This window comes from Mycobacterium yunnanensis, from assembly GCF_025823185.1.
Taxonomy (GTDB): domain Bacteria; phylum Actinomycetota; class Actinomycetes; order Mycobacteriales; family Mycobacteriaceae; genus Mycobacterium; species Mycobacterium yunnanensis.
This window is the reverse complement of record NZ_JACKVK010000003.1, coordinates 36,796-57,423: the sequence shown is the minus strand read 5'-3', so window position 1 is coordinate 57,423 and position 20,628 is coordinate 36,796. Positions and strand designations below refer to the sequence as shown.

The window sequence follows — 20,628 nt, the reverse complement described above, 5'->3', positions numbered from 1 at the left end:
GAATCACTCGTCGCACGAAGGGAATCCGCATGACATCGAGTACCGCACCACCGACGGGGTGGCGCAAGGAGATCACCCGGACCCAGTGGCTGGTCCTCGCGGGCACCACGCTGGGCTGGGGTCTCGACGGTTTCGCAGGCAGCCTCTACATCCTGGTCCTCGGGCCGGCGATGAGCGAGCTGCTGCCCAACAGCGGTCTGCAGGCGGGTCCCGCCACGATCGGCTACTACGGCGGCATGACCGTGGCCCTGTTCCTGATCGGGTGGGCGACGGGCGGAATCCTGTTCGGCGTCCTGGCCGACTACTTCGGCCGCACCAGGGTGCTGTCGCTGGGCATCCTCACCTACGCCGTGTTCAGCGCACTGGCGGCCTTCGCCGACACCTGGTGGCAGCTCGGAATCCTGCGGTTCGTCGCGGGATTGGGCTCCGGAGTGGAGGCACCCGTCGGTGCCGCGCTGATCGCCGAGACGTGGCGCAACCGGTACCGGGCCCGTGCGGGCGGAATCATGACGTCGGGCTATGCCGCCGGCTTCTTCGCCGCGGCCGCGGCCTACGCCCTGTGGGGTAGCCACGGCTGGCGACCGATGCTGGCACTGGCGGGCCTGCCCGCATTGGTGGTGTGGTTCATCCGCCGCTATGTGCCCGAACCTCCCGAGATCAACGCCCACCTGACCGCGCGCCGGGAACGAAGGATCAACGGCACCAGTACCGATGCGGACCAATTCGTGCTTCGCAGGCTGCTGGTCCCGCCGTTCCGCAGGCCGATGCTGATCTGCACGGCGCTCGCATCCGGTGCACTCATCACGTTCTGGAGCGTGTCCACCTGGTACCCGCAGATCATCCGTCAGCTCACCGCGGCCGAACATCTGCCGACCGGCCTGGCCGATCACCGCGTGGCCACCGCCGCCATGCTGTTCAACGCCGGCGGCATCGTGGGGTACGCCTCCTGGGGCTTCATCGCCGATGCGATCGGCCGTCGCAAGGCCTTCCTGGTCAGCTTCGGCGTCTCGGCGGTGACCGTGGCGTGGACCTTCCCCTTCGACCGCGGTTACACCGAATACCAGTTCGTGATGCCACTTCTCGGCTTCGGTCTCTTCGGCGCTCTGTCCGGGACGTTCATCTACGCCCCGGAACTGTTCCCGCCTAGCGTTCGCGCCACCGCCATCGCCGTGTGCAACAGCGTGGGCCGCTACGTCACCGCCCTCGGGCCGCTCGCCGCAGGCGCCATCGCCACCTCGTGGTTCGGCGGCAACCTCGGCGTCGCCACCGCGGTGGTGGCCGCCTTCGGCCTGATCGCCGTCGTCGGCCTGGCGTTCTGCAGGGAGACTCGCGGAGAGGCCCTGCCCGCAGATTCCATTCCTGCACAACCCCTTCAGTCCGAGAAGAGCACCTCGTGAGCGACTACGCCAATTCGCATGCCATCGTCGTCGGAGGCTCGATCGGCGGACTCACCGCCGCGCTGCTGCTGCGCGACCTTGGGTTCACCGTCGACGTGTACGAGCGCACGCCCACCGCGCTGGACGGCCGAGGCAGCGGCATCGTCCTGCAGCCGGACACGGTGCGCTGGTTCACCGAGCGCAGCACCCAGAACCTCGCCGACCTGAGCACGTCGACCTCCGCGGTGCAGTACCTCACGCCGGAGGGTGACGTGGAGTATCGCGAGGAGTGCACCTGGACCTACACCTCGTGGGGCACGTTCTACCGGGCGCTGCTCGCCGACTTCGGCACCGAGCGTTACCACTACGGCGAATATGCCTGCGGCTTCGGCGAAGACGAGGACGGCGTCACCGTCCGCTTCGTCAGCGGTCGCCGCGAAACGGCCGACCTGGTGGTGTTCGCGGACGGCGTCACCTCGGTGGCCCGGCAACGGTTCGACCCCGAATCGGGACTGCACTACTCGGGCTACGTCGGGTGGCGCGGCACCGTCGCGCTGCGCGACCTCGACGCCGCGACGCGGGAGGTGCTGCAGGACGCCATCACCTACCAGGTGATCCCCAACTCCCACATCACGATGTACCCCATCCCCGGGGAGCGCAGCCTCGACATCGAAGACCGGCTGATGAACTACGTCTGGTACCGCAACGTGCCGGCCGGACCCGACCTCACCGAAATGCTCATCGACAAGCGCGGTTTCGCCGGCTCGGTGTCGGTGCACCCCGGCCAGGTGCAGGACCGCTACGTCGACGAGATGAAGCAGACGGCCGCCGAACGCTTGGCACCGGCGATCGCCAACGTCATCCAAGCCACCGAGACCCCCTACCTGCAGGTCGTCTCCGACAGCCGGTCGGCGCGGATGGCCATGGGCCGGGTGGCGCTGATCGGTGACGCCGCCTGCGCGGCTCGTCCGCACGCCGCGGCGGGAACGGCCAAGGCCGCTGCCGACGGGTGGGCGTTGGCCGCCGCACTCTCCGAGGCCGGCGGTGACGTCGCCGCCGCCCTGGTGAAGTGGGAGCCCGCCCAGCTCCAGATGAGCGACGCCCTACTGCGCCGCGTCGTCGCCATGGGCGAACGCTCGCAGTTCACCAACACCTGGACACCCGGCGATCCCGACCTGCGCTTCGGACTCTACGGCCCCGGCAAGTAAACGATCCCCAAACCCAAAGGACGACACCATGACCGACAGCAGCTTCCTGTCCGACCTGCCCCTGGCCGGCAAACTCATCTCCACCAACTTCGACAGTTGGCCCGAATGGCTCAAGGCGGAGTTCAAAGAGCACTCCCACGACGGCGAGGTCGGGTCACGACTCCTCAGCGAGAACGACCGGGTGCGGGTCTGGGAGATCCGACTTGCGCCTGGCGAGCGCTGGCACGCCCACCGGCACGTGTTGGACTACTTCTGGACGGCGGTCAACGCTGGCCGCAGCAGGCAGCACACCTTCGACGGGACCGTGCGGGAGGTGTCCTACGAGGCCGGTGAGACGCGCCACTTCCACTTCGGTGCCGGAGAGTACCTGTTGCACGACATCGAGAACATCGGCGACACCGAGCTGATCTTCAGCACCGTCGAGCACCTCGACAGTGCCAACGCGCCGCTGCCGCTGAGCACCGGCCGAAAGTAGGAAACGTCATGCCGCACTTGTTCACTCCGCTCGTGTTGCGCGAGGTGACCTTCGCCCACCGGGCCTGGATGTCGCCGATGATGCAGTTCGCCGCGGTGACCGACGGCGGGGACGTCGGGTCGCCGTCGGATTGGCACCTCGCCCACCTCGGTTCGAGGGCCGCCGCGGGGGCCGCCCTGGTCATGGTCGAGGCCACCTCGATCCACCCCACGGGCCGCAGCAGCGTCTACGACACTGGATTGTGGAACGACCGGCAGGCCAGGGCATTTCGGCGCATCACCGACTTCGTCTCGGCGCAGGGATCCGTGCCAGGCATCCAGCTGGTGCACGCCGGCCGCAAGGGCTCGACCGGGCGGCCCTGGCCCGACGAGAGTCGGGCGCCCGAGTCGTGGCAGACGGTCAGCGCGAGCACGTTGCCGTTCGGCCGGTTGGAAAGTCCCGCCGAGCTGACCGTCGACGAAATCGGTTCACTCGTCCAGTCATTCGCGAACTCGGCCCGCCGGGCCGCCGACGCGGGTTTCAAGGTTCTCGAACTGCACGGGGCGCATGGGTACCTGATCCACCAGTTCCTCTCCCCCCACTCGAATGCCCGCACCGACCAGTACGGCGGCACGCTGGAGAACCGCATGCGCTTCGCACTCGAGGTCACCACGGCAGTACGCCAGGCCTGGCCCGACGAGCTGCCGCTGTTCTTCCGCGTCTCGGCCACCGACTGGCTCGGTGGCGACACCGACGACGAGCGCCCAGGGTGGACGGTCGCAGAGACCCTCGAACTCGCGTCACGGCTCAAGGTCCTCGGCGTCGACCTGATGGACGTCTCCAGCGGCGGTTCCGCGCCGGACGCGAAGATCGTCGTCGGGCCTAGCTACCAGGTCCCGTTCTCTGCCCGGGTCCGCAAGGAGATCGAGATCCCCACGGCCGCAGTCGGACTGATCACCGAGGCGGAACAGGCCGATTCGATCATCGCCGACGGGGACGCCGACGCGGTGTTCCTGGCTCGCGTGCTGCTGCGCAATCCGAGCTGGATCAGCCAGGCTGCCGCCGAACTGGGCGCGACGCTGGCGCATCCGCCGCAGTACGCGCGGGCCTTCCGCTAGGCGCGCTCGTCGTCGGGCAACGGGACGTCGACCGCCTGTTCGACGAGGTCGCCCTCGTCGGCCTCGGCGTCGCTGCGGTCCTGCAGGTAGTCGACGTCGAACACCGGTTCGTCGGCGGAGTCGACGGGTGTGCGCTGCTCCGCCAGGTCGGCTTCCGGCACCTGGTCGTCCAGGGGGTTGGTCATCTTCGCCTCCTTCGCGTGTGGGCCGCCCGGCGGGTACCCACCCCTCGCGGGTCGACACCTCCGATCTTCGCGCTCACCCCCGGCGCCGTCCAGCCTCGGCTGCTAGCGTGCGACCGATGGGCAACCCGGGCGGCGTCGAAATCATCGTGATGGACGGTTCGACCGCCGCCACTCTGTCCCAGATCCTGCCCCTGTTGCTTCTCACCCTCATCATCGAGTTGCGGCGAAGCGCGTTGCACCAGAGGGTTTCTCGGACGTTGTTCGGCCTGTTCTTCCTGGTGTTCGGCATCATCGAGACTGTGCTGGTGCTGTCGATCGACGGCACCCTCTACCCGTTCCAGTGGGGCGATCTTCTCTCTGCCCTGGCCATCTTCACACTGCTCGCGATGATCTTCGTCATCTCGTTCATCGACCCGGGTCCGCGCCGTGAGGGCCCTCGGGGCCGCCGCGACGGGGGCGACCGGTAGGCGGCCGGCAGCCGCAGCAGGTAGAGCAGTCGGTCGATTCGCCGCCGCCGCGCGCGCAGTTTCAGGGCAACGCGGATCCCGACGACCAGGGCCGCCGACACGACGCCGATCCACAGGATCGCGGCAATCGACACGATCACCTCGACGGCAGACACGACCTCGAGCCTTCCCGGTCGCGATCCCGCCCAGGTCACGGTGAAGCCACACCTCGGCCACCGTTCCGGTTAGCTGCAATACGGAATGGGTGTCAGCGCCGATTCCGCCGCGAGCTCTCCGACGCAGGATTGAAGTCGTCACATCGACCGACTCACACCAGGAGCCATCATGAAGTTCTTCAGCTACGTCATCCCGGGCTTGGCCGCCGTCGCCGTGGGCAGTGTCGTCGCCCTCGCCCCCGTCGCCAACGCCGCGCCGCTCGCGGCGCCGGCCACCCATTCCGTGATCGTCTCCGCCAGCGGCGGGGGCACCGATCCGCTGGTGCCCTACGGCACCGAGCCGCAGGAGCCAGCCCACCTCGGTTACGTGGACTCCAACCACGACGAGGCCAACACCACCAACGGTCAGGTCGACCTGCCGTTCTGACGTTCGGGTGTGACGGGCGGCCCGGTCAGGACCGCCCGCTCCCGGCGTGTTCGGGATAGGCGTGGACCAGGGCCGAGGCCAGCCGCGGAACGGCGTGCGTCAGCGCGTGTTCGGCGTCGTGGGCGATCCGGTGGGCGTCGGACAAGCGCAAGCCAGGGTCGACGTCCAGTTCGGCGTCGGCATGCAGTCGGTGCCCGATCCACCGCATCCGCACGCTGCGCACCCCGGTCACGCCGGGTTCGGCCGCCAGGGCCGCCTCGGCCGCGTCGACGTAGGTGGGGTCGACGCCGTCCATCAGCCGACGGAAGACGTCCCTGGCCGCGGTCCGCAGGACGGCGAGGATCGCCACGGTGATCACCAAGCCGATGACGGGATCGGCCAGGGGAAAGCCGAGCGCGACGGCGCCGGCCCCGAGAAGCACCGCCAGTGAGGTGAAGCCGTCCGTCCGGGCATGCAGACCGTCGGCGACCAGGGCTGCCGATCCGATCCGGCGACCTACCCGAATCCGGTATACGGCAACGACTTCGTTGCCGAGGAAGCCGACCAGGCCGGCGAGGGCCACCCATCCGACGTGCTGCACTGGGACGGGGTCGAGAAGACGGCGGATCGACTCGATTCCGGCGACGACGGCCGACGCGGCGATCATCACCAGTACGAACAGTCCCGCGAGATCCTCGGCGCGGCCAAAGCCGTAGGTGTAGCGGCGGGTGGCGGCCCTGGTGCCCAGCGCGAACGCGATCCACAGCGGGATGGCGGTCAGCGCGTCGGAGAAGTTGTGGATCGTGTCGGCCAGCAACGCGACCGAGCCGGAGACGACGACGATGACGATCTGGGCGATCGCCGTCGCACCGAGGGTGAGCAGGCTGATCTTCACGGCCCGAATGCCGGCGGCGCTGGACGCCAGGGCGTCGTCGACGGCGTCGGCGGCGTCGTGGCTGTGGGGTGCGAACACCTCCCGGACGGCCGACCCGAGGGCCCCGCCCCGGCCATGGTGGTGGTGATGGTGACCGTCGTGGAGATGGTCGGGTGTCTCGGTGGGTTGATGGGACATCAGGCGTGCTCCGCGGTGTCGGGATGAAGGGCGCGCAGCTCGGTCGCGCCGGCGTGGTGTCCGGGCACGCCCGGACCCGAGTGCTCGGCGTTGAAGACCGCATCGGTGACCAGTTGCGCGACGTGGTCGTTCTCCAGGCTGTAGTAGATCGTGGTTCCGTTGCGGCGCGGTCGCACCAGCCGCGCCATCCGCAACTTGGCCAGGTGTTGAGACACCGACGGTGCGGGTTTGCCGACGTGCTCGGCCAGGTCGTTGACCGACATCTCGCGGTCCACGAGCGCCCAGAGAACCTGGACACGGGTCGGGTCGGCGAGCATGCGGAACACCTCTACGACGAGACCCACTTGATCGGCGGGCAACCGGCGACGGCATTTACCCGTACCTGCATTCATACGCAGATAGTGCACGATCGGTGGCTACCTTGTCGAACCTGGGAGATTCCGTAGATGTGGCTGGGAACTTTGCCACATCGGGTTTGCGATGAGGATTGTCCACTACCGTGCCCATGTCGAGATCGTCAAATAGTTAGCACAGGGGGGCCTGATGACCATTCAACCGCGCCGTGAGATCGCCCGCGTCGTGCGGCGCCGCGCCAGCCAGTTGCGTCGCGTGTCCGATCACGTCCGGCCGACGCCGCCCGTCGACCGCGTCGTCGACGACGCAGCCGACTACTGGACCGGCCGTGACGCCGACCCCGCATGGGAGGGCAACGCACACTGGCGTTCCGGGCTCGGCGAAGAGCACTGGCGCACCGTCGGGGCCGAGCACCTGGCGATCTTCGACATGTTCGCCAAGGCGCTCGACCTGCCGGCGACCCCCGGCGTCGTCGTCGAATGGGGGTGCGGCGGTGGCGCCAACGCGGTGGCGTTCGCCCCCACTGCCCAGGAGTTCATCGCCGTCGACGTCTCCGCCGACAGCATCGCCGAGTGCGTGCGCCAGCTGGGCATGGTGTGCGACACGCCCGTCACCCCGCTGCAGGTCGACATCCGCCATCCCGAATACGCGGCCGACGGACGCGAGGAGAGCTGCGACACGTTCATCTGCCTTTACGTCGTGGAGGTGCTGCCCAGCGTCGAGGACGTCAAGCGCATCCTGCGCGTCGCCGAGCGGATGTTGCGCCCGGGTGGCATCGCCTTCGTACAGATGAAGTACCACACCGCCGACTGGCGGCCCCGGGCCTACAAGCGAGACTACGCGCGCAGCCTCTCCACGATGACCACGTTCGGCATCGACGAATTCTGGTCGCTCACAGCGGAATGCGGCCTCACGCCGCGCCTGGTGACCCTGGTTCCCGAGAATCACCTCGACACCCGCTATGCCTATTACGCCCTCACCAAGGACGCCGGCTAGGGGTTTAGGCTGCGCTCGAAACCCTGCCGGCTGATGGCATCTCGGTCGATCACCGACCACACGCGGACGATCTTGCCACCGTCGAACCGGTAGAAGACGTTCTCGGCGAACGACACTCGTCGTCCCGTCGCCTCGAACCCGAGGAACGGGTGCCGCGGCGTGCAGTCGAAGGCCAGCCGACACGACACGACGCGGTCGTCGGCGAGCAGGATCTCCGGCACGAAGCGCAGATCGGGGATCGCCTCCGTGTCGGCCTCCAGCATCGCGCGATACCCGGCGAGTCCGAGCGCCCGGTCGTTGTGCACGACGGCGTCGGCGACGTAGTGGTCCAGATCGGACCATCGCCGATCGTTGAGGCACGACAGGTAGTCCCGGTAGACGTTCAGCAGGTCGCTCACGGGTCCATCATCGTCGGCGGCCGTCAATGGGCCAGCTTGAGGCCGGCGACGCCCGCGACGATGACGAGCGCACAGCCCACCTTGAACACCGATGCCGCCTCCTCGCCGGTGGCCATTGCATAGCCCACGGTGAGGACGGCGCCGATGCCGACCCACACGGCGTAGGCCGTGCCGACCGGCAACTCCCGCATCGCGACGGCCAGGCCCACCATGCTGGCGACGATGGCGACCAGGAACACGACACTGGGCGCCAGCTTGCTGAAACCGTCGGACTTACCCATCGCGGTGGCCCACACCGCTTCGAGGACGCCGGACAAAGCCAGGATCAACCACGACATGACGCTTCTCCCGGGCCGTCTTGTCGCACACCGGGTACGGCACCCATCGTCCGGAAGCCAACGTTTCGGCTCTGTTACGAAGTTCTCACACGGGCCGACTAGGGGCAAGGTCAGATTCGTCACCAGGACCCAGATTATGGCGAGTGACGCCGTGCAATGTCGGGCTGAGACCGCCGCCGTGGATATATGCGCGTCGACGAGCTCTCAGCCTGACATTGGGGTCGGCCGCACGAAGGAGTCCGTCGTCGGGCGCCGCTATGCCGAAGTTTCTGACGTCTACACCCGGATGTTCGGCGGCGTCGCGTTCCTTGAACGAAACCTCGGGGGATGTAGCGGGACGGTCCTCGATGCCGGTTGCGTACCCGGTCACTTGACCGACCTAGGCCTCGCGGCACGGGGGATGTATTGGTGCCCGCGTTCATCCGAAGCGCCCGCGCGAATTGGCCTGAGCGGGATTCTCGCCTGGTACTCGCTGATCCACTACGAACCCGACGCCATCGGGGATGTTCTTCGAGCCTACGTACGGCGTTGTCCGACAACGGGACTCTCGCCGTCGGATTCTTCGAGGGCGACGAGATTGAGTCCTGCGAGCACAGCGTCACCACCGCCTACCGCTGGCCCGTCGACGCGATGGCGGAGACGCTGTCAGCGGCCGGGTTCGCGGAAGTCGACCGCCTTCGACGACCGGGTGCGGATCACGGCAGACCGCACGCTGCTCTCGCCCTGCGCGTCGACTGACATCGGGACGATCGACGGCACATCGGCTTACACGTTGAAGCGGAACTCCATGCTGGGCGTTTGCCGCAGTTGACGGCGTTGGCTTCGTTAACTCTTAGCAGGTCAGACGGTTGGCGGCGTTGACTACGGTTTGCGGCGAACTGAACTGCTGCGGACGGGCTGCGGACGCGGACCTCAAACCGATCTGCCAGAGAGAGAGCAGGCGCTGGCAGTACGAGGCGGAACCGGAGTGGCGCAAGGAGACACCCCCCACCCCCTTACCGTTGGTTGCGCTGCTGCCGGAAAGCGTCGATCCAGTTGCCGAACTCGGTGGCCAGGTGCCAGCGGTGTTCGGTGATCATTCTGGATGGGAATAAGCGTGGGAACTCGACAGTTAAGAGCGCTTCCATCGCGCCGTTGACGTCGCGGAACTGGTGGCGGACACCGCCGACGACGAGACCGTCATCAAGGACGGCTTGACCAGCGATCTGGACTGGATAGTCGGGATTGGTTGGTATCGACGCGTTCCTGCCGGTGGTGTAATCGACGAGGAACCTTGTGGGCGTTGGTGATCCGCCAGTGGTTTCGACGACCTCTTGGCGTCCGTCTGGTAGTCCGCGCAGGAGGTAGTGGTCGGGGCAGGCTGCGATCATGTCGGTTTCGGCGTCGGTGGCAGTGAGGTCGTCGAACCAGGCTCCGAACTCCGAGGCCGAGCAGTCGGCGGCGACGAGCCGAATCCCGCAGTGGGTGCTGCCGCCACGACTCGCAGTGACGGCGATGCGTGCGATGCGATCAGAGAGAGCCAGCTCGCGCTTCAAGATGGCGTACAGCCCAGCATGGCCCAGGTTCGATTTGAGCGTGACCAGCACGTCGCGCACCGCTCGCGGGTCGGTGGTATCCAGCGCGGAGAGATCAACGCCGGGTAGGAGTTCGGCCACGCCGAGCGCGCCCACTCGCGCCGTCAGTTTCTTGAGGACTGCCTGCGCTCGCCGGGCTTCCCAGCTTTGCACGGCGGATGGTGCGACGAGCTGACCGTCGATGTAGGTGTCGATGGCGTGTGCGGTCATGGCTTCTGCTTCCTAGTGTTGGTGGAACGCGGCAGGATGCCGTCGAGAACGAGGTCGGTGAGGCGGTCGCACAGGTCGCGGTCGAATGGCTCGCGGGTGGCCAGGGTGCGGAACTGCAAGGGCGCAATGAGGGTTTCGAGCAGCAGCCGTGCGTCGGTGTTTGGCGGCACCTCTTGGCGTTCGATGGCTCGGTCAACTATGGAGCGGGCCAGTTGCAATCGTGTGGTCCAGAAGTCGAATCGGACTTTTTCCCAGCGTGTTTCGTCGCCACTGAACGCCAGTGCGTGGCTCATCGCCTTGCCGATGGGCGTCGAGAGGTAGTCGGCGACGGCGGCGAGAAGCTCCCGCAGATCGGTTCTGATGGACCCGGTGTCAGGGACGGGGATGAGCCGTTCGCTGTAGGCGAGCAGTGTTTCGGCGATGAGGTTCTCGCGGCTGCCCCATCGGCGGTAGATGGAGGTTTCGTGGACGCCCGCCCGCATAGCCACGTCGGTGACGGTGAAGTCGGCGAGCCCCTTCTCGGCCATAACGGTCAGGGTTGCGTCGGCGACCGCCTGAGCGATGCGTGCGGATCGACCGCCGGGTCGGCGGCGGGCTTCCTCCGTCACGATGGCCACAGCCGAACTAAACGCAAGTCGATCATGCGTTTAGCTTCCATCAAACGCGGTCGCTAACGCAAGTCTTACTAGCGTTAGTACCGTCACACCAGGAGGGCGCTACTCGTCAGCGGCGGAAAGTACCCGGTAGACCGTGGCGCGGCTGACGCCTAGTGCGGCGGCGATGGTGCCGGCGGACTCTCCGCTGGCGTGCATCCGCTGCACTAGCGCCACCTTCGACTGATCCAGCGCCTTGGGGCGACCTATCGCCTGTCCGCGCGCCCGCCTCACGTCTCGCGACGCCGCCCGACGCTCACGCCCGAGTTCAAGCTCAAGCTCAGCCAGGCTCGCCAGCACTCCCGCGACCATCCGGTCTGCCGCGTTCGACGTGTCGATGCCCTCTCGGAGCGAACTTGGGCACTCGTCGCCGAGCGTCCCGCTAAACACCTACGCACACCTGTGGCCCAACGCCACCGACCGGACGCGGAATGCCGCTGGACGGCTGTTCCAAGCAGCGCTTTAGTCCGCTGCGGACGAACTGCGGACGGACAGTCGATAAATGCCTGCTGAACAGGCTATTTACACGTTGAACCGGAACTCCACCACGTCGCCGTCGGCCATCACGTAGTCCTTGCCCTCGATGCGCACCTTGCCCGCCGACTTCGCCGCGGCCATCGAACCCGCCGCGACGAGGTCGTCGAAGGACACGATCTCGGCCTTGATGAAGCCCTTCTCGAAGTCGGTGTGGATCACCCCGGCCGCCTTGGGCGCCGTGTCACCCCGGTGGATCGTCCACGCCCGCGACTCCTTGGGCCCGGCGGTCAGGTACGTCTGCAGCGCCAGGGTGTGGAAGCCGGCCCGCGCCAATGCATCCAGACCCTTCTCCGTCTGGCCGATGGACTCCAGCAGCTCCGCGGCCGACTCGTCGTCGAGCTCCTGGAGCTCGGCTTCGATCTTCGCGTCGAGGAACACCGCGTCGGCAGGCGCCACCAGCTCGCGTAGCTCGGCCTTCTTCGCCTCGTCGGTCAGCACCGACTCGTCGGCGTTGAACACGTAGAGGAACGGCTTGGTGGTCATCAGGTTGAGCTCGCGCAGCAGGGACACGTCGGCACCCGCGGCGAACAGCGTGACGCCTCCGTCGAGGGTGGCCTGGGCGGCGACCGCCGCGTCGTACACCGGCTTGCGGTCCTTGTGGGTGCGCGCTTCCTTCTCCAGCCGCGGCACCGCCTTCTCCAAGGTCTGCATGTCGGCCAGGATCAGCTCGGTCTCGATGACCTCGATGTCGGACCGGGGGTCGACCTTGCCGTCGACGTGCACCACGTCGTCGTCGGCGAACACCCGGACCACCTGGCAGATCGCGTCACACTCGCGGATGTTGGCCAGGAACTTGTTGCCAAGGCCCGCACCCTCGGAGGCGCCCTTGACGATGCCGGCGATGTCGACGAACGTCACCGGCGCGGGGACGGTCTTCTCCGAACCGAAGATCTCCGCGAGCTTGTCCAGCCGCGGATCCGGCAGCGCGACGACACCCTCATTCGGCTCGATCGTCGCGAACGGATAGTTCGCCGCGAGCACGTCATTGTTCGTCAACGCGTTGAACAGCGTCGACTTTCCGACGTTGGGAAGTCCGACGATTCCAAGATTGAGGCCCACGGATCGAACAGTCTAGGCGTCGGCCGCGCCGGGTCCGTGGGCGCGCCAACGCGCGCTGGCAGTGCACTGGTCGGTATTGCCGGTACGGTCGACGTGTGTCAGGACTGCGCGGACGGTCGGCGGTGGCCGTCGACCATCGATCGGCGCTGCCCCATGTCCCCGGAATCCCCTGGTGGGGAGCCGCGCTCGTGGCAGTCGCCCTCACGACGATCGGTGTCGTGTTCGACGCCGGCGACACCAACAGCGCGCTCGGTGGCGCCTTCGCCGCGTGTTACGTCCTTGGCTGCCTGGCCGCCGTCCTCGCCGTGCGCCAATCGGGCATCTTCACCGCAGTCATCCAGCCCCCGCTCATCCTGTTCGTCGCCGTGCCCTCGGCGTACTTCGTGTTCCACGGCAGCACGTTCACCGGCATCAAGGACACCCTGATCAACTGTGGGTACCCGCTGATCGAGCGCTTCCCGCTGATGTTCTTCACCTCCGCGACGGTGCTCGTCGTCGGTCTGGTCCGCTGGTATTTGGGGACCCTGGCCACAAGGGCGTTGCCCAAGGACGGCGAACAGGCCGCGGAGCCGCTGGACGACGTCGCGGCCGCCGCCGACGAGTTGGCCGCCAAGCCCCGCCGCAGCGCTCGAAGCACCAGCGCCAGGGCGGCCCGCGGCACGGCAGATCCGTTGGAACCGATCGAGGACGACGCCCCGCGGCCACGGCGCGCGCGGACGTCGAGCACCGGGTCGGAGAGGCCGAGCGCAGCTGGCGAACGGCGTCCACGGCGTCCACGCGCCTCGGGACCGGCCGAGACCGAGATCATCGAGCCCGTGCTCGATCGGCCGCGTCGGCGCAGCACCGCGCCGGAGGATTCCCCTGCCGAACCGCGCCGGCGGCCCCGCAGCACCGAGGCGCGTACCCGTGAACCGCGCGAGGCGCGCGAGCCCCGCGAACGGCGACCCCGGCCCCCGGTGGAACGCCGAGCCAGCTCGGCGGACCGCGACCGTCCCGACCGGGAACGTCCCGACCGCGAACGTCCCGACCGTGACCGCCGCGAGCGTCCGCAGCGTCGAGAACGGCCCGAATCCTTCGAGCGTCCGGAACGTCGACGCCCCCGCTCGACTGACTACGAGCCCTATGAGCCCTACGAGCCACCGGTCACTCGGAGCAGCGCGGGCACCGGCACGCACCATCCGATCTCGAGGGTGCGCTACCGCGGATCCGAGGACGAGGACTCACGCACCGAACACCGCACCCGACCGCGTCGGCCACGCCATTCGGCACCCGACTCGTGGGAGTACGACGCTTAGTTCGAGGTGCTGCGCTTGGCGCGGATCGCCTTGGGCAGCGTGAAGACCAGCGTCTCGTTGGCGGTCGTCACCGGCTGCACCGTGCCGTACCCGTGCTCGGCCAGACGCTCGAGCACGCCCCGCACCAGCACCTCGGGCACGGACGCACCGGAGGTCACGCCGACCGTGGTAACCCCGTCGAGCCAGGACGGGTCGATGTCCTCGGCGTAGTCGACCAGGTAGGCCGCCCCGGCCCCGGCGCCGAGGGCCACCTCGACCAGGCGCACCGAGTTCGACGAGTTGCGCGAACCGACGACGATCACCAGCTCACACTCCGGCGCCATCACCTTCACCGCGACCTGACGGTTCTGGGTGGCGTAGCAGATGTCGTCGCTGGGCGGGTCCTGCAGCGTCGGGAACTTCTCCCGCAGCCGGCGCACCGTCTCCATGGTCTCGTCGACGCTCAGCGTCGTCTGCGACAGCCAGATCACCTTGTTCGGGTCCCGGACGGTGACCGCGTCGACCGCGTCCGGGTTGTCGACGACCTGCACGTGGTCGGGGGCCTCGCCAGCAGTGCCGACGACCTCTTCGTGGCCCTCGTGGCCGACGAGCAGGATGTCGTAGTCGTCGCGCGCGAACCGCTTGGCCTCGTTGTGCACCTTGGTCACCAGCGGGCAGGTCGCGTCGATGGTCGTCAGGTTCCGCTCGGCGGCCTCGACGTGCACCGTCGGCGCGACGCCGTGGGCGGAGAACACCACGATGGCACCCTCGGGCACCTCGTCGGTGCGCTCGACGAACACCGCCCCGGCCTTGGCCAGGGTCTCCACGACGTAGCGGTTGTGGACGATCTCGTGACGGACGTACACGGGAGCGCCGTGCTTCTCCAACGCCCGCTCGACGGTCTCGACCGCGCGGTCGACGCCAGCGCAGTATCCGCGGGGCTCGGCCAGCAGGACCCGCTTGCCCTCCACCGGCGCGACGACGGAAAGGGTCGCGCCCGGCATACCCATGTTGATCGTCTCCGGCATGGGTCCAGGGTACTTACCGTCGGCCTACCGGCACCACCTGTGCGCGCGCCCGTACTCTTGCACCCATGGCTACTGCCCCGTACGGAGTCCGTCTGCTGGTCGGCGCCGCGGTGACCGCGCTGGAGGAAACTCGCAGGCTGCCGCAGACCGTCATCACCTACCCGATGACGATCGTCAGCCAGTTCGCGCAACTGGTGATGAAGATGCAGCAAGACGTCGCCGACCTGGTGAACCGGGGTGACGAGACACTCGAGCACCTGTTCCCGCCCAAGGACGAGCAACCGGAGTGGGCCACGTTCGACGAGGACGACGACGAGTCGGCCGAGGGCCCCGACCAGGCTGGCGACGAGACGGCCCGCAACGGCGAGCGGCTGACCGAGGGCAGGTTCGCCCTCTACAGCACCGGAGAACCCGAGTCGCGTGAGCCCGCGCCCGCCCCCGCGCCGAAGGCGCCCAAGCCCGCCGCCCCGGCCGACGGCGTGGTGGCCGAGCTGGACTACGAATCCCTGACGCTGGCCCAGCTTCGGGCCCGGCTGCCTTCGCTCAAGGTCGCCGACCTCGAGGCGCTGCTCGCGTTCGAGGAGGGGACGAAGGCGCGCGCGCCGTTCCAGACGCTGCTGGCCAACAGGATCACCCGGGCGTCCGCCAAGTCGTGACAGACACCGCCCAGGGCAAGTCCGCCGAGAATCCGTGGCCGGTCCGCTCGGTCGCGATGATGGTCAAGGATTGGATCGACCGGCTCGGCACGGTGTGGGTCGAGGGACAGATCGCCCAGCTCAACGTGCGCCCCAACTCCTCGACGGCCTACATCACCCTGCGCGATCCGGCCGCGGACATGTCATTGCAGATCACCTGCCCGCGCGACCTGGTGTTCAACGCACCGGTCAAGCTGACCGAGGGCACCCAGGTCATCATGCACGGCAGGCCCAACTTCTTCGTCGGGCGGGGATCGTTCTCGTTGCGCGTCAACCAGATTCGCGCGGTCGGCATCGGGGAGCTGCTCGCCCGCATCGAGCGGCTCCGCCAGTTGCTCGACGCCGAGGGCCTCTTCGATGCGCGCCTGAAGCGGCCAATCCCGTTCTTGCCCACCACGATCGGCCTCATCACCGGCCGCGCGTCGGCGGCCGAGAAGGACGTCGTGTCGGTGGCGCAGGCGCGATGGCCCGCCGTGCGCTTCGCCCTGCGGAACACCATCGTCCAGGGTCCAAGCGCGGTACCCCAGATCGTCGAGGCGCTGCGCGATCTCGACGCCGACGCGGACGTCGACGTCATCGTGCTGGCCCGCGGTGGCGGCAGTGTCGAGGACCTGCTTCCGTTCTCCGACGAGACGCTGTGCCGCGAGATCGCCAAGTGCACGACACCGGTGGTGACCGCCATCGGACACGAACCCGACAATCCGCTGTGCGACCTGGTCGCCGACGTCCGCGCCGCCACACCCACCGACGCCGCGAAGCGGGTGGTGCCCGATGCCGCAGCCGAGCAGGCGCGGGTGGCCGACCTGCGCGAGCGCAGCGCCAGGGCGCTGCGCAGCTGGGTCCACCGCGAGCAACGCACACTGGACCAGCTCCGCAGCCGCCCCGTGCTGGCCCAGCCGCTCGCGGTGCTCAACGCCCGCGTCGACGAAGTTCACCGGGCCCGGTCGACGGCGCGCCGCGACATCGCACGGTTGATCGAAGCGGAGTCCCGCCACGTCGGCCACCTGTCGGCTCGCCTGGCCACGCTGGGGCCGGCAGCCACCCTGGCCCGCGGGTACGCGGTCGTCCAGATCGCGTCGGACTCCCCCTCGATATTGCGGTCCACCACCGACGCACCGGCGGGCACCCGACTTCGCATTCGCGTCGCCGACGGCGCGTTGACCACGGTGAGTGAGGGAATCGATGAAGCCCATTAGTCAGCTCGGCTACGAGCAGTCCCGTGATGAACTCATCGAGGTGGTGCGCCAACTCGAGGAGGGCGGTCTCGACCTCGATGCGTCGCTCAAGCTGTGGGAAAGGGGCGAGGAGCTGGCCAAACGGTGTGAAGAGCACCTCGCCGGAGCGCGCGAGAAGGTCGAGCGGGCGCTGGCCTCCCGGGACGACGCCGAGGCCTGACCCCAGCACTTCCACCCGCCTCGAGACTCGAAACTGGAACACGTTTCAGTTAGTCTCGTCGCATGGGTGACTCATCTCTGACCACTAGTCTCGGCCGCGTGCTCGTCACCGGCGGCTCCGGTTTCGTCGGCACCAACCTGGTCACCGAGCTGCTCGACCGCGGCCACGCGGTGCGCTCCTTCGACCGCGCGCCCTCACCGCTGCCCGCGCGCGCCGGGCTCGAGACCGTCGTCGGCGACATCACCGACGCCGACGACGTGGCCAGGGCCGTGGACGGCGTCGACACCGTGATCCACACGGCCGCGATCATCGACCTGATGGGCGGCGGCTCGGCCCCGGCCCGCGAACGCAGCTTCGCCGTCAACGTCGGCGGCACCAAGAACCTCGTGCACGCCGCGCAAACCGCGGGTGTCAAGCGATTCGTCTACACCGCCTCCAACAGCGTGGTGATGGGCGGTCAAGCCATCACCAACGGTGACGAAACCTTGCCCTACACGACGCGATTCGCCGACTTGTACACCGAGACCAAGGTCGTCGCCGAGCAATTCGTGCTCGGCGCCAACGGCGTCGGAGGCATGCTCACCTGTAGCATCCGCCCCAGCGGCATCTGGGGTCGTGGCGATCAGACCATGTTCCGCAAGCTGTTCGAGAGCGTCCTCGCCGGCCACGTCAAGGTGCTCGTCGGCAGCAAGGACGTCAAGCTCGACAATTCGTACGTGCACAACCTGATTCACGGCTTCATCCTCGCCGCCCAACACCTGGTGCCCGGCGGCTCCGCCCCCGGGCAGGCCTACTTCGTCAACGACGGCGAACCGGTCAACATGTTCGAGTTCTCGCGGCCCGTGATCGAGGCGTGCGGGCACCGCTGGCCGCGCCTGCGGGTGTCAGGACGGCTGGTCCACGCGGTCATGTCGGCATGGCAGTGGCTGCACTTCCGCCTCGGACTCCCCCGCCCGCTGCTGGAACCCCTTGCGGTAGAGCGTGTCTACCTCGACAACTACTTCTCTACGGCCAAGGCCGAGCGCGACCTCGGGTACCGGCCGCTGTACACCACCGAGGCCGCCATGGCCGACTGCCTGCCGTACTACGTCGACCTCTACGCACAACTGAAGGGCGCCGGGTCACCCGTCCCGACTCCCGCGTGAATATTTGACGCAACCGCTGACAGGGCGCCCCTGCCCGCCTAGCGTCTCCCTCGCACCGTTCGGATCGAGCGAGGGAGTCCCATCATGCCCGGCGGCAAACCGAACATCCTCGTCATCTGGGGTGACGACATCGGCATCTCCAACCTGAGCTGCTACAGCGACGGCATGATGGGCTACCGCACGCCCAACATCGACCGGATCGCCAATGAGGGCATGCGGTTCACCGACTCCTACGGTGAGCAAAGCTGCACCGCCGGTCGGGCGGCCTTCATCAGTGGCCAGAGCGTGTACCGCACCGGAATGAGCAAGGTCGGCGTCCCCGGCGTCGACATCGGTTGGGCCGCCGAGGATCCTACGATCGCGGAGCTGCTCAAGCCGCTCGGCTACGCATGTGGACAGTTCGGCAAGAACCACTTCGGCGACCTCAACAAATACCTGCCGACGGTGCACGGGTTCGACGAGTTCTACGGCAACCTCTACCACCTCAACGCCGAGGAGGAACCCGAGCAGGCCGACTACCCACACAAGGACATGTTCCCGCGGCTCTACGAGTTGGCGCTGCCGCGCGGCGTCCTCGACTGCAAGGCCCTACCCGAGGACTCCACCGAGCCCGACGACGAGAAGTTCGGGCCCGTCGGCAAGCAGACCATCACCGACACCGGTCCGCTGACCGCCAAGCGCATGGAGACCATCGACGACGACATCGCCGACCGCACGGTCGAATACATCGCCCGGCAGCACGAGGCGGACACGCCGTTCTTCGTGTGGTGCAACTTCACCCACATGCACCTCTACACCCACCTGAAGCCGGGCAGCAAAGGCCAGGCCGGGCTGTGGCAGTCGGAGTATCACGACGCGATGATCGACCACGACCGCAACGTGGGCACGGTGCTCGACGCACTCGACGACCTCGGGATCGCCGACGACACCATCGTCATCTACTCCACGGACAACGGGCCACACCGCAACAGCTGGCCAGATGCCGGCACCACGCCGTTCCGCAGCGAGAAGAACACCAACTGGGAGGGTGCCTACCGGGTGCCGGAGATGATCCGTTGGCCCGGAAGGATCAGGGCGGGCAGCATCTCCAATGACATCATCCAGCACCACGACTGGCTGCCGACGCTGCTTGCTGCGGCGGGCGATCCCGACGTCAGCGAGAAGCTGAAGAAGGGGTACCGCATCGGCGAGACGGAGTACAAGGTCCACGTCGACGGTTTCAACCTGCTGCCGTACCTGATGGGCGAGGTCGAGAACAGCCCGCGGCGCGGCTTCTTCTACTTCAACGACGACGCGCAACTGGTCGGCATGCGCTTCGAGAATTGGAAGATAGTGTTCGCCGAGCAGCGGGCGCCGGGCACGCTGCGAACGTGGTCCGAGCCGTTCACCGAACTTCGGGTGCCCAAGCTGTTCAACCTGCGCACCGACCCGTTCGAGTACGCCGACATCACGTCGAACACCTACTACGAGTGGTTCCTTCGCCGCGACTTCTTCGTCATCTACGCCACGGCGATGGCGTCGATGTTCCTCGACACCTTCAAGGAGTTTCCGCCCCGCCACCCACCGGCCAGCTTCAGCATCGATCAGATCGTCAAGAAGCTCGACGAATTCCTGGCCTCCGATTAGATGCTGCGATCCTGGCATGACGGGCCCACCAAGTCGGCGATCGTGGACTTCGTCGACTGGGCGGCGACCAACGTCCCACCCGAGGAACGCGTCGCGGTCTTCGACAACGACGGCACGCTGTGGTGCGAGAAGCCGATGTACGTGCAACTCGACTTCCTGCTGCGCCGCTTCAAGGAACAGGCCGACGACGACCCGGCCTTGCGGGAGAAGCAGCCGTACCGGGCCGCCTACACGGGTGACCTGACGTGGTTCGGCGACGCCGTCACCAAGCACTACCAGGGTGACGACGTCGACTTCAAACTGCTTCTGGCAGAAGTCCTTTCGGCACATCACGCGATCACCGTCGACGAGCACGCCAGCCGGGTCAAGGCCTTCTTCGCCGAGGCCACGCATCCGACGCTGGGGCGGCCCTACACGTCGTGCGGATACACCCCGATGGTGGAATTGCTGCGCTACCTGGCGGACAACGGCTTCGCCAACTACGTCGTCTCCGGCGGAGGACGCGACTTCATGCGTCCCGTCACGTGGCAGATGTACGGGATCCCCCCGGAACGGGTGGTCGGCAGTTCGGTGGGTCTGACGTACCGGGACGCCGACGTCTTCATCACCGCCGAACCGGAATTCCTCGACGACGGACCGATGAAGCCCGTGCGGTTGTGGAGCCGGATCGGGCGACGCCCCATCCTGGCGGCGGGGAACTCCAACGGTGACGTCGAGATGCTGGAGTTCACCCGCGGCCTCCGGCTGCTCGTCCGCCACGACGACGCCGCCCGCGAATTCGAGTACGCCACCGGGGCGGAGAGGGCGCTGCAGCACGCCGCGGCGAGCGACTGGACCGTGGTGAGCATGCGTGACGATTGGAGGACGGTCTTTGGCTCCGGCTGACCATCGCGTGTGCGCACAGA

24 protein-coding genes, 1 pseudogene and 1 riboswitch are annotated in these 20,628 nt (G+C 67.6%); of the genes and pseudogenes, 15 read left to right on the top strand and 10 right to left on the bottom strand.

Annotated elements, in window-relative coordinates:
- Positions 1-29: 29 nt before the first annotated feature.
- The 4 genes from H7K45_RS04000 to H7K45_RS03985 are packed head-to-tail and all read left to right on the top strand — an operon-like array spanning position 30 to position 4,156.
- On the top strand, positions 30-1,397 hold the full coding sequence (locus H7K45_RS04000) for an MFS transporter (RefSeq protein ID WP_263994483.1): 1,368 nt from the start codon (positions 30-32) through the stop codon (positions 1,395-1,397).
- Positions 1,394-2,584, top strand: a complete 1,191-nt coding sequence (locus H7K45_RS03995) for an FAD binding domain-containing protein (RefSeq protein ID WP_263994482.1) — start codon at positions 1,394-1,396, stop codon at positions 2,582-2,584. The genes H7K45_RS04000 and H7K45_RS03995 overlap by 4 nt, the downstream gene beginning before the upstream one ends.
- A gap of 28 nt (positions 2,585-2,612) precedes the next feature.
- Positions 2,613-3,059 carry a cupin domain-containing protein gene (locus H7K45_RS03990; RefSeq protein ID WP_263994481.1) on the top strand — a complete coding sequence of 149 codons (447 nt, stop codon included), beginning with the start codon at positions 2,613-2,615 and terminating at the stop codon, positions 3,057-3,059.
- Between the two features lie 8 nt (positions 3,060-3,067).
- Positions 3,068-4,156 carry an NADH:flavin oxidoreductase/NADH oxidase gene (locus H7K45_RS03985; protein ID WP_263994480.1) on the top strand — a complete coding sequence of 363 codons (1,089 nt, stop codon included), beginning with the start codon at positions 3,068-3,070 and terminating at the stop codon, positions 4,154-4,156.
- Here the strand turns inward: H7K45_RS03985 and H7K45_RS03980 are convergent.
- Positions 4,153-4,341, bottom strand: a complete 189-nt coding sequence (locus H7K45_RS03980; RefSeq protein WP_263994479.1) for an Rv3202a family protein — start codon at positions 4,339-4,341, stop codon at positions 4,153-4,155. The two genes, H7K45_RS03985 and H7K45_RS03980, sit on opposite strands and share 4 nt — an antisense overlap.
- A 116-nt stretch (positions 4,342-4,457) precedes the next feature.
- Here H7K45_RS03980 and H7K45_RS03975 point away from each other — a divergent pair, with 116 nt between their 5' ends.
- Positions 4,458-4,808 (top strand): hypothetical protein, encoded by a 351-nt coding sequence (locus H7K45_RS03975; protein WP_263994478.1) that lies wholly within the window; start codon positions 4,458-4,460, stop codon positions 4,806-4,808.
- Positions 4,809-5,132: 324 nt separating this feature from the next.
- Complete coding sequence (locus H7K45_RS03970; RefSeq protein WP_263994477.1) at positions 5,133-5,390, top strand: hypothetical protein; 258 nt, start codon at positions 5,133-5,135, stop codon at positions 5,388-5,390.
- Between the two features lie 25 nt (positions 5,391-5,415).
- Here H7K45_RS03970 and H7K45_RS03965 read toward each other — a convergent pair whose 3' ends face one another.
- Together H7K45_RS03965 and H7K45_RS03960 are read right to left on the bottom strand one after the other, a co-directional pair.
- Complete coding sequence (locus H7K45_RS03965) at positions 5,416-6,441, bottom strand: cation diffusion facilitator family transporter (RefSeq protein ID WP_263994476.1); 1,026 nt, start codon at positions 6,439-6,441, stop codon at positions 5,416-5,418.
- A complete protein-coding gene (locus H7K45_RS03960) occupies positions 6,441-6,833 on the bottom strand; it encodes an ArsR/SmtB family transcription factor (protein ID WP_263994475.1) in 393 nt (130 codons plus the stop codon). The genes H7K45_RS03965 and H7K45_RS03960 overlap by 1 nt, the downstream gene beginning before the upstream one ends.
- A gap of 151 nt (positions 6,834-6,984) precedes the next feature.
- On the opposite strand from H7K45_RS03960, the gene H7K45_RS03955 reads away from it, so the two are divergent.
- Positions 6,985-7,791: a class I SAM-dependent methyltransferase gene (locus H7K45_RS03955; RefSeq protein ID WP_263994474.1), complete on the top strand. Its 807-nt coding sequence runs from the start codon at positions 6,985-6,987 to the stop codon at positions 7,789-7,791.
- Here the strand turns inward: H7K45_RS03955 and H7K45_RS03950 are convergent.
- Both H7K45_RS03950 and H7K45_RS03945 read right to left on the bottom strand, forming a co-directional pair.
- Positions 7,788-8,189 (bottom strand): ester cyclase, encoded by a 402-nt coding sequence (locus H7K45_RS03950; protein ID WP_263994473.1) that lies wholly within the window; start codon positions 8,187-8,189, stop codon positions 7,788-7,790. The two genes, H7K45_RS03955 and H7K45_RS03950, sit on opposite strands and share 4 nt — an antisense overlap.
- A 23-nt stretch (positions 8,190-8,212) precedes the next feature.
- The gene (locus tag H7K45_RS03945; protein WP_263994472.1) at positions 8,213-8,527 is read right to left on the bottom strand and encodes a DMT family transporter; all 315 of its coding nucleotides are present in this window, start codon (positions 8,525-8,527) and stop codon (positions 8,213-8,215) included.
- Positions 8,528-8,536: 9 nt separating this feature from the next.
- A riboswitch (guanidine-III (ykkC-III) riboswitch) is annotated at positions 8,537-8,602 on the bottom strand.
- Positions 8,603-9,055: 453 nt separating this feature from the next.
- Between H7K45_RS03945 and H7K45_RS03940 the strand changes: the two genes are divergently transcribed.
- The gene (locus H7K45_RS03940) at positions 9,056-9,265 is read left to right on the top strand and encodes a hypothetical protein (RefSeq protein WP_263994471.1); all 210 of its coding nucleotides are present in this window, start codon (positions 9,056-9,058) and stop codon (positions 9,263-9,265) included.
- A 257-nt stretch (positions 9,266-9,522) separates the two neighbouring features.
- Here the strand turns inward: H7K45_RS03940 and H7K45_RS03935 are convergent, their stop codons facing one another.
- From H7K45_RS03935 to ychF, 4 genes and pseudogenes are all read right to left on the bottom strand, one after another.
- Positions 9,523-10,311 (bottom strand): hypothetical protein, encoded by a 789-nt coding sequence (locus H7K45_RS03935; RefSeq protein WP_263994470.1) that lies wholly within the window; start codon positions 10,309-10,311, stop codon positions 9,523-9,525.
- Positions 10,308-10,928: a TetR/AcrR family transcriptional regulator gene (locus H7K45_RS03930; protein ID WP_263994469.1), complete on the bottom strand. Its 621-nt coding sequence runs from the start codon at positions 10,926-10,928 to the stop codon at positions 10,308-10,310. The genes H7K45_RS03935 and H7K45_RS03930 overlap by 4 nt, the downstream gene beginning before the upstream one ends.
- Before the next feature lie 99 nt (positions 10,929-11,027).
- Positions 11,028-11,318, bottom strand: a pseudogene (locus H7K45_RS03925) (helix-turn-helix domain-containing protein); the annotation flags it as partial.
- Between the two features lie 168 nt (positions 11,319-11,486).
- Positions 11,487-12,560 carry a redox-regulated ATPase YchF gene (gene ychF / locus H7K45_RS03920; protein WP_263994468.1) on the bottom strand — a complete coding sequence of 358 codons (1,074 nt, stop codon included), beginning with the start codon at positions 12,558-12,560 and terminating at the stop codon, positions 11,487-11,489.
- Between the two features lie 95 nt (positions 12,561-12,655).
- Here ychF and H7K45_RS03915 point away from each other — a divergent pair, with 95 nt between their 5' ends.
- Positions 12,656-13,855 (top strand): DUF6542 domain-containing protein, encoded by a 1,200-nt coding sequence (locus H7K45_RS03915; protein ID WP_263994467.1) that lies wholly within the window; start codon positions 12,656-12,658, stop codon positions 13,853-13,855.
- Here the strand turns inward: H7K45_RS03915 and H7K45_RS03910 are convergent.
- Complete coding sequence (locus H7K45_RS03910) at positions 13,852-14,862, bottom strand: 4-hydroxy-3-methylbut-2-enyl diphosphate reductase (protein WP_263994466.1); 1,011 nt, start codon at positions 14,860-14,862, stop codon at positions 13,852-13,854. The two genes, H7K45_RS03915 and H7K45_RS03910, sit on opposite strands and share 4 nt — an antisense overlap.
- A gap of 65 nt (positions 14,863-14,927) precedes the next feature.
- Between H7K45_RS03910 and H7K45_RS03905 the strand changes: the two genes are divergently transcribed.
- The 6 genes from H7K45_RS03905 to H7K45_RS03880 all read left to right on the top strand — a co-directional run bounded on the left by H7K45_RS03905 (position 14,928) and on the right by H7K45_RS03880 (position 20,608).
- Complete coding sequence (locus H7K45_RS03905; RefSeq protein WP_263994465.1) at positions 14,928-15,518, top strand: lipid droplet-associated protein; 591 nt, start codon at positions 14,928-14,930, stop codon at positions 15,516-15,518.
- Between the two features lie 56 nt (positions 15,519-15,574).
- Complete coding sequence (xseA, locus tag H7K45_RS03900; RefSeq protein ID WP_372512506.1) at positions 15,575-16,753, top strand: exodeoxyribonuclease VII large subunit; 1,179 nt, start codon at positions 15,575-15,577, stop codon at positions 16,751-16,753.
- Positions 16,740-16,952, top strand: a complete 213-nt coding sequence (locus tag H7K45_RS03895; RefSeq protein ID WP_263994463.1) for an exodeoxyribonuclease VII small subunit — start codon at positions 16,740-16,742, stop codon at positions 16,950-16,952. Before xseA ends, H7K45_RS03895 begins: the two co-directional genes overlap by 14 nt.
- Before the next feature lie 62 nt (positions 16,953-17,014).
- On the top strand, positions 17,015-18,097 hold the full coding sequence (locus tag H7K45_RS03890; RefSeq protein ID WP_263994462.1) for a 3-beta-hydroxysteroid dehydrogenase: 1,083 nt from the start codon (positions 17,015-17,017) through the stop codon (positions 18,095-18,097).
- 84 nt (positions 18,098-18,181) lie between these two features.
- Positions 18,182-19,723, top strand: a complete 1,542-nt coding sequence (locus H7K45_RS03885; protein ID WP_263994461.1) for an arylsulfatase — start codon at positions 18,182-18,184, stop codon at positions 19,721-19,723.
- A complete protein-coding gene (locus H7K45_RS03880) occupies positions 19,724-20,608 on the top strand; it encodes an HAD family hydrolase (protein ID WP_263994460.1) in 885 nt (294 codons plus the stop codon). It begins immediately after the preceding gene.
- Positions 20,609-20,628: the final 20 nt, after the last annotated feature.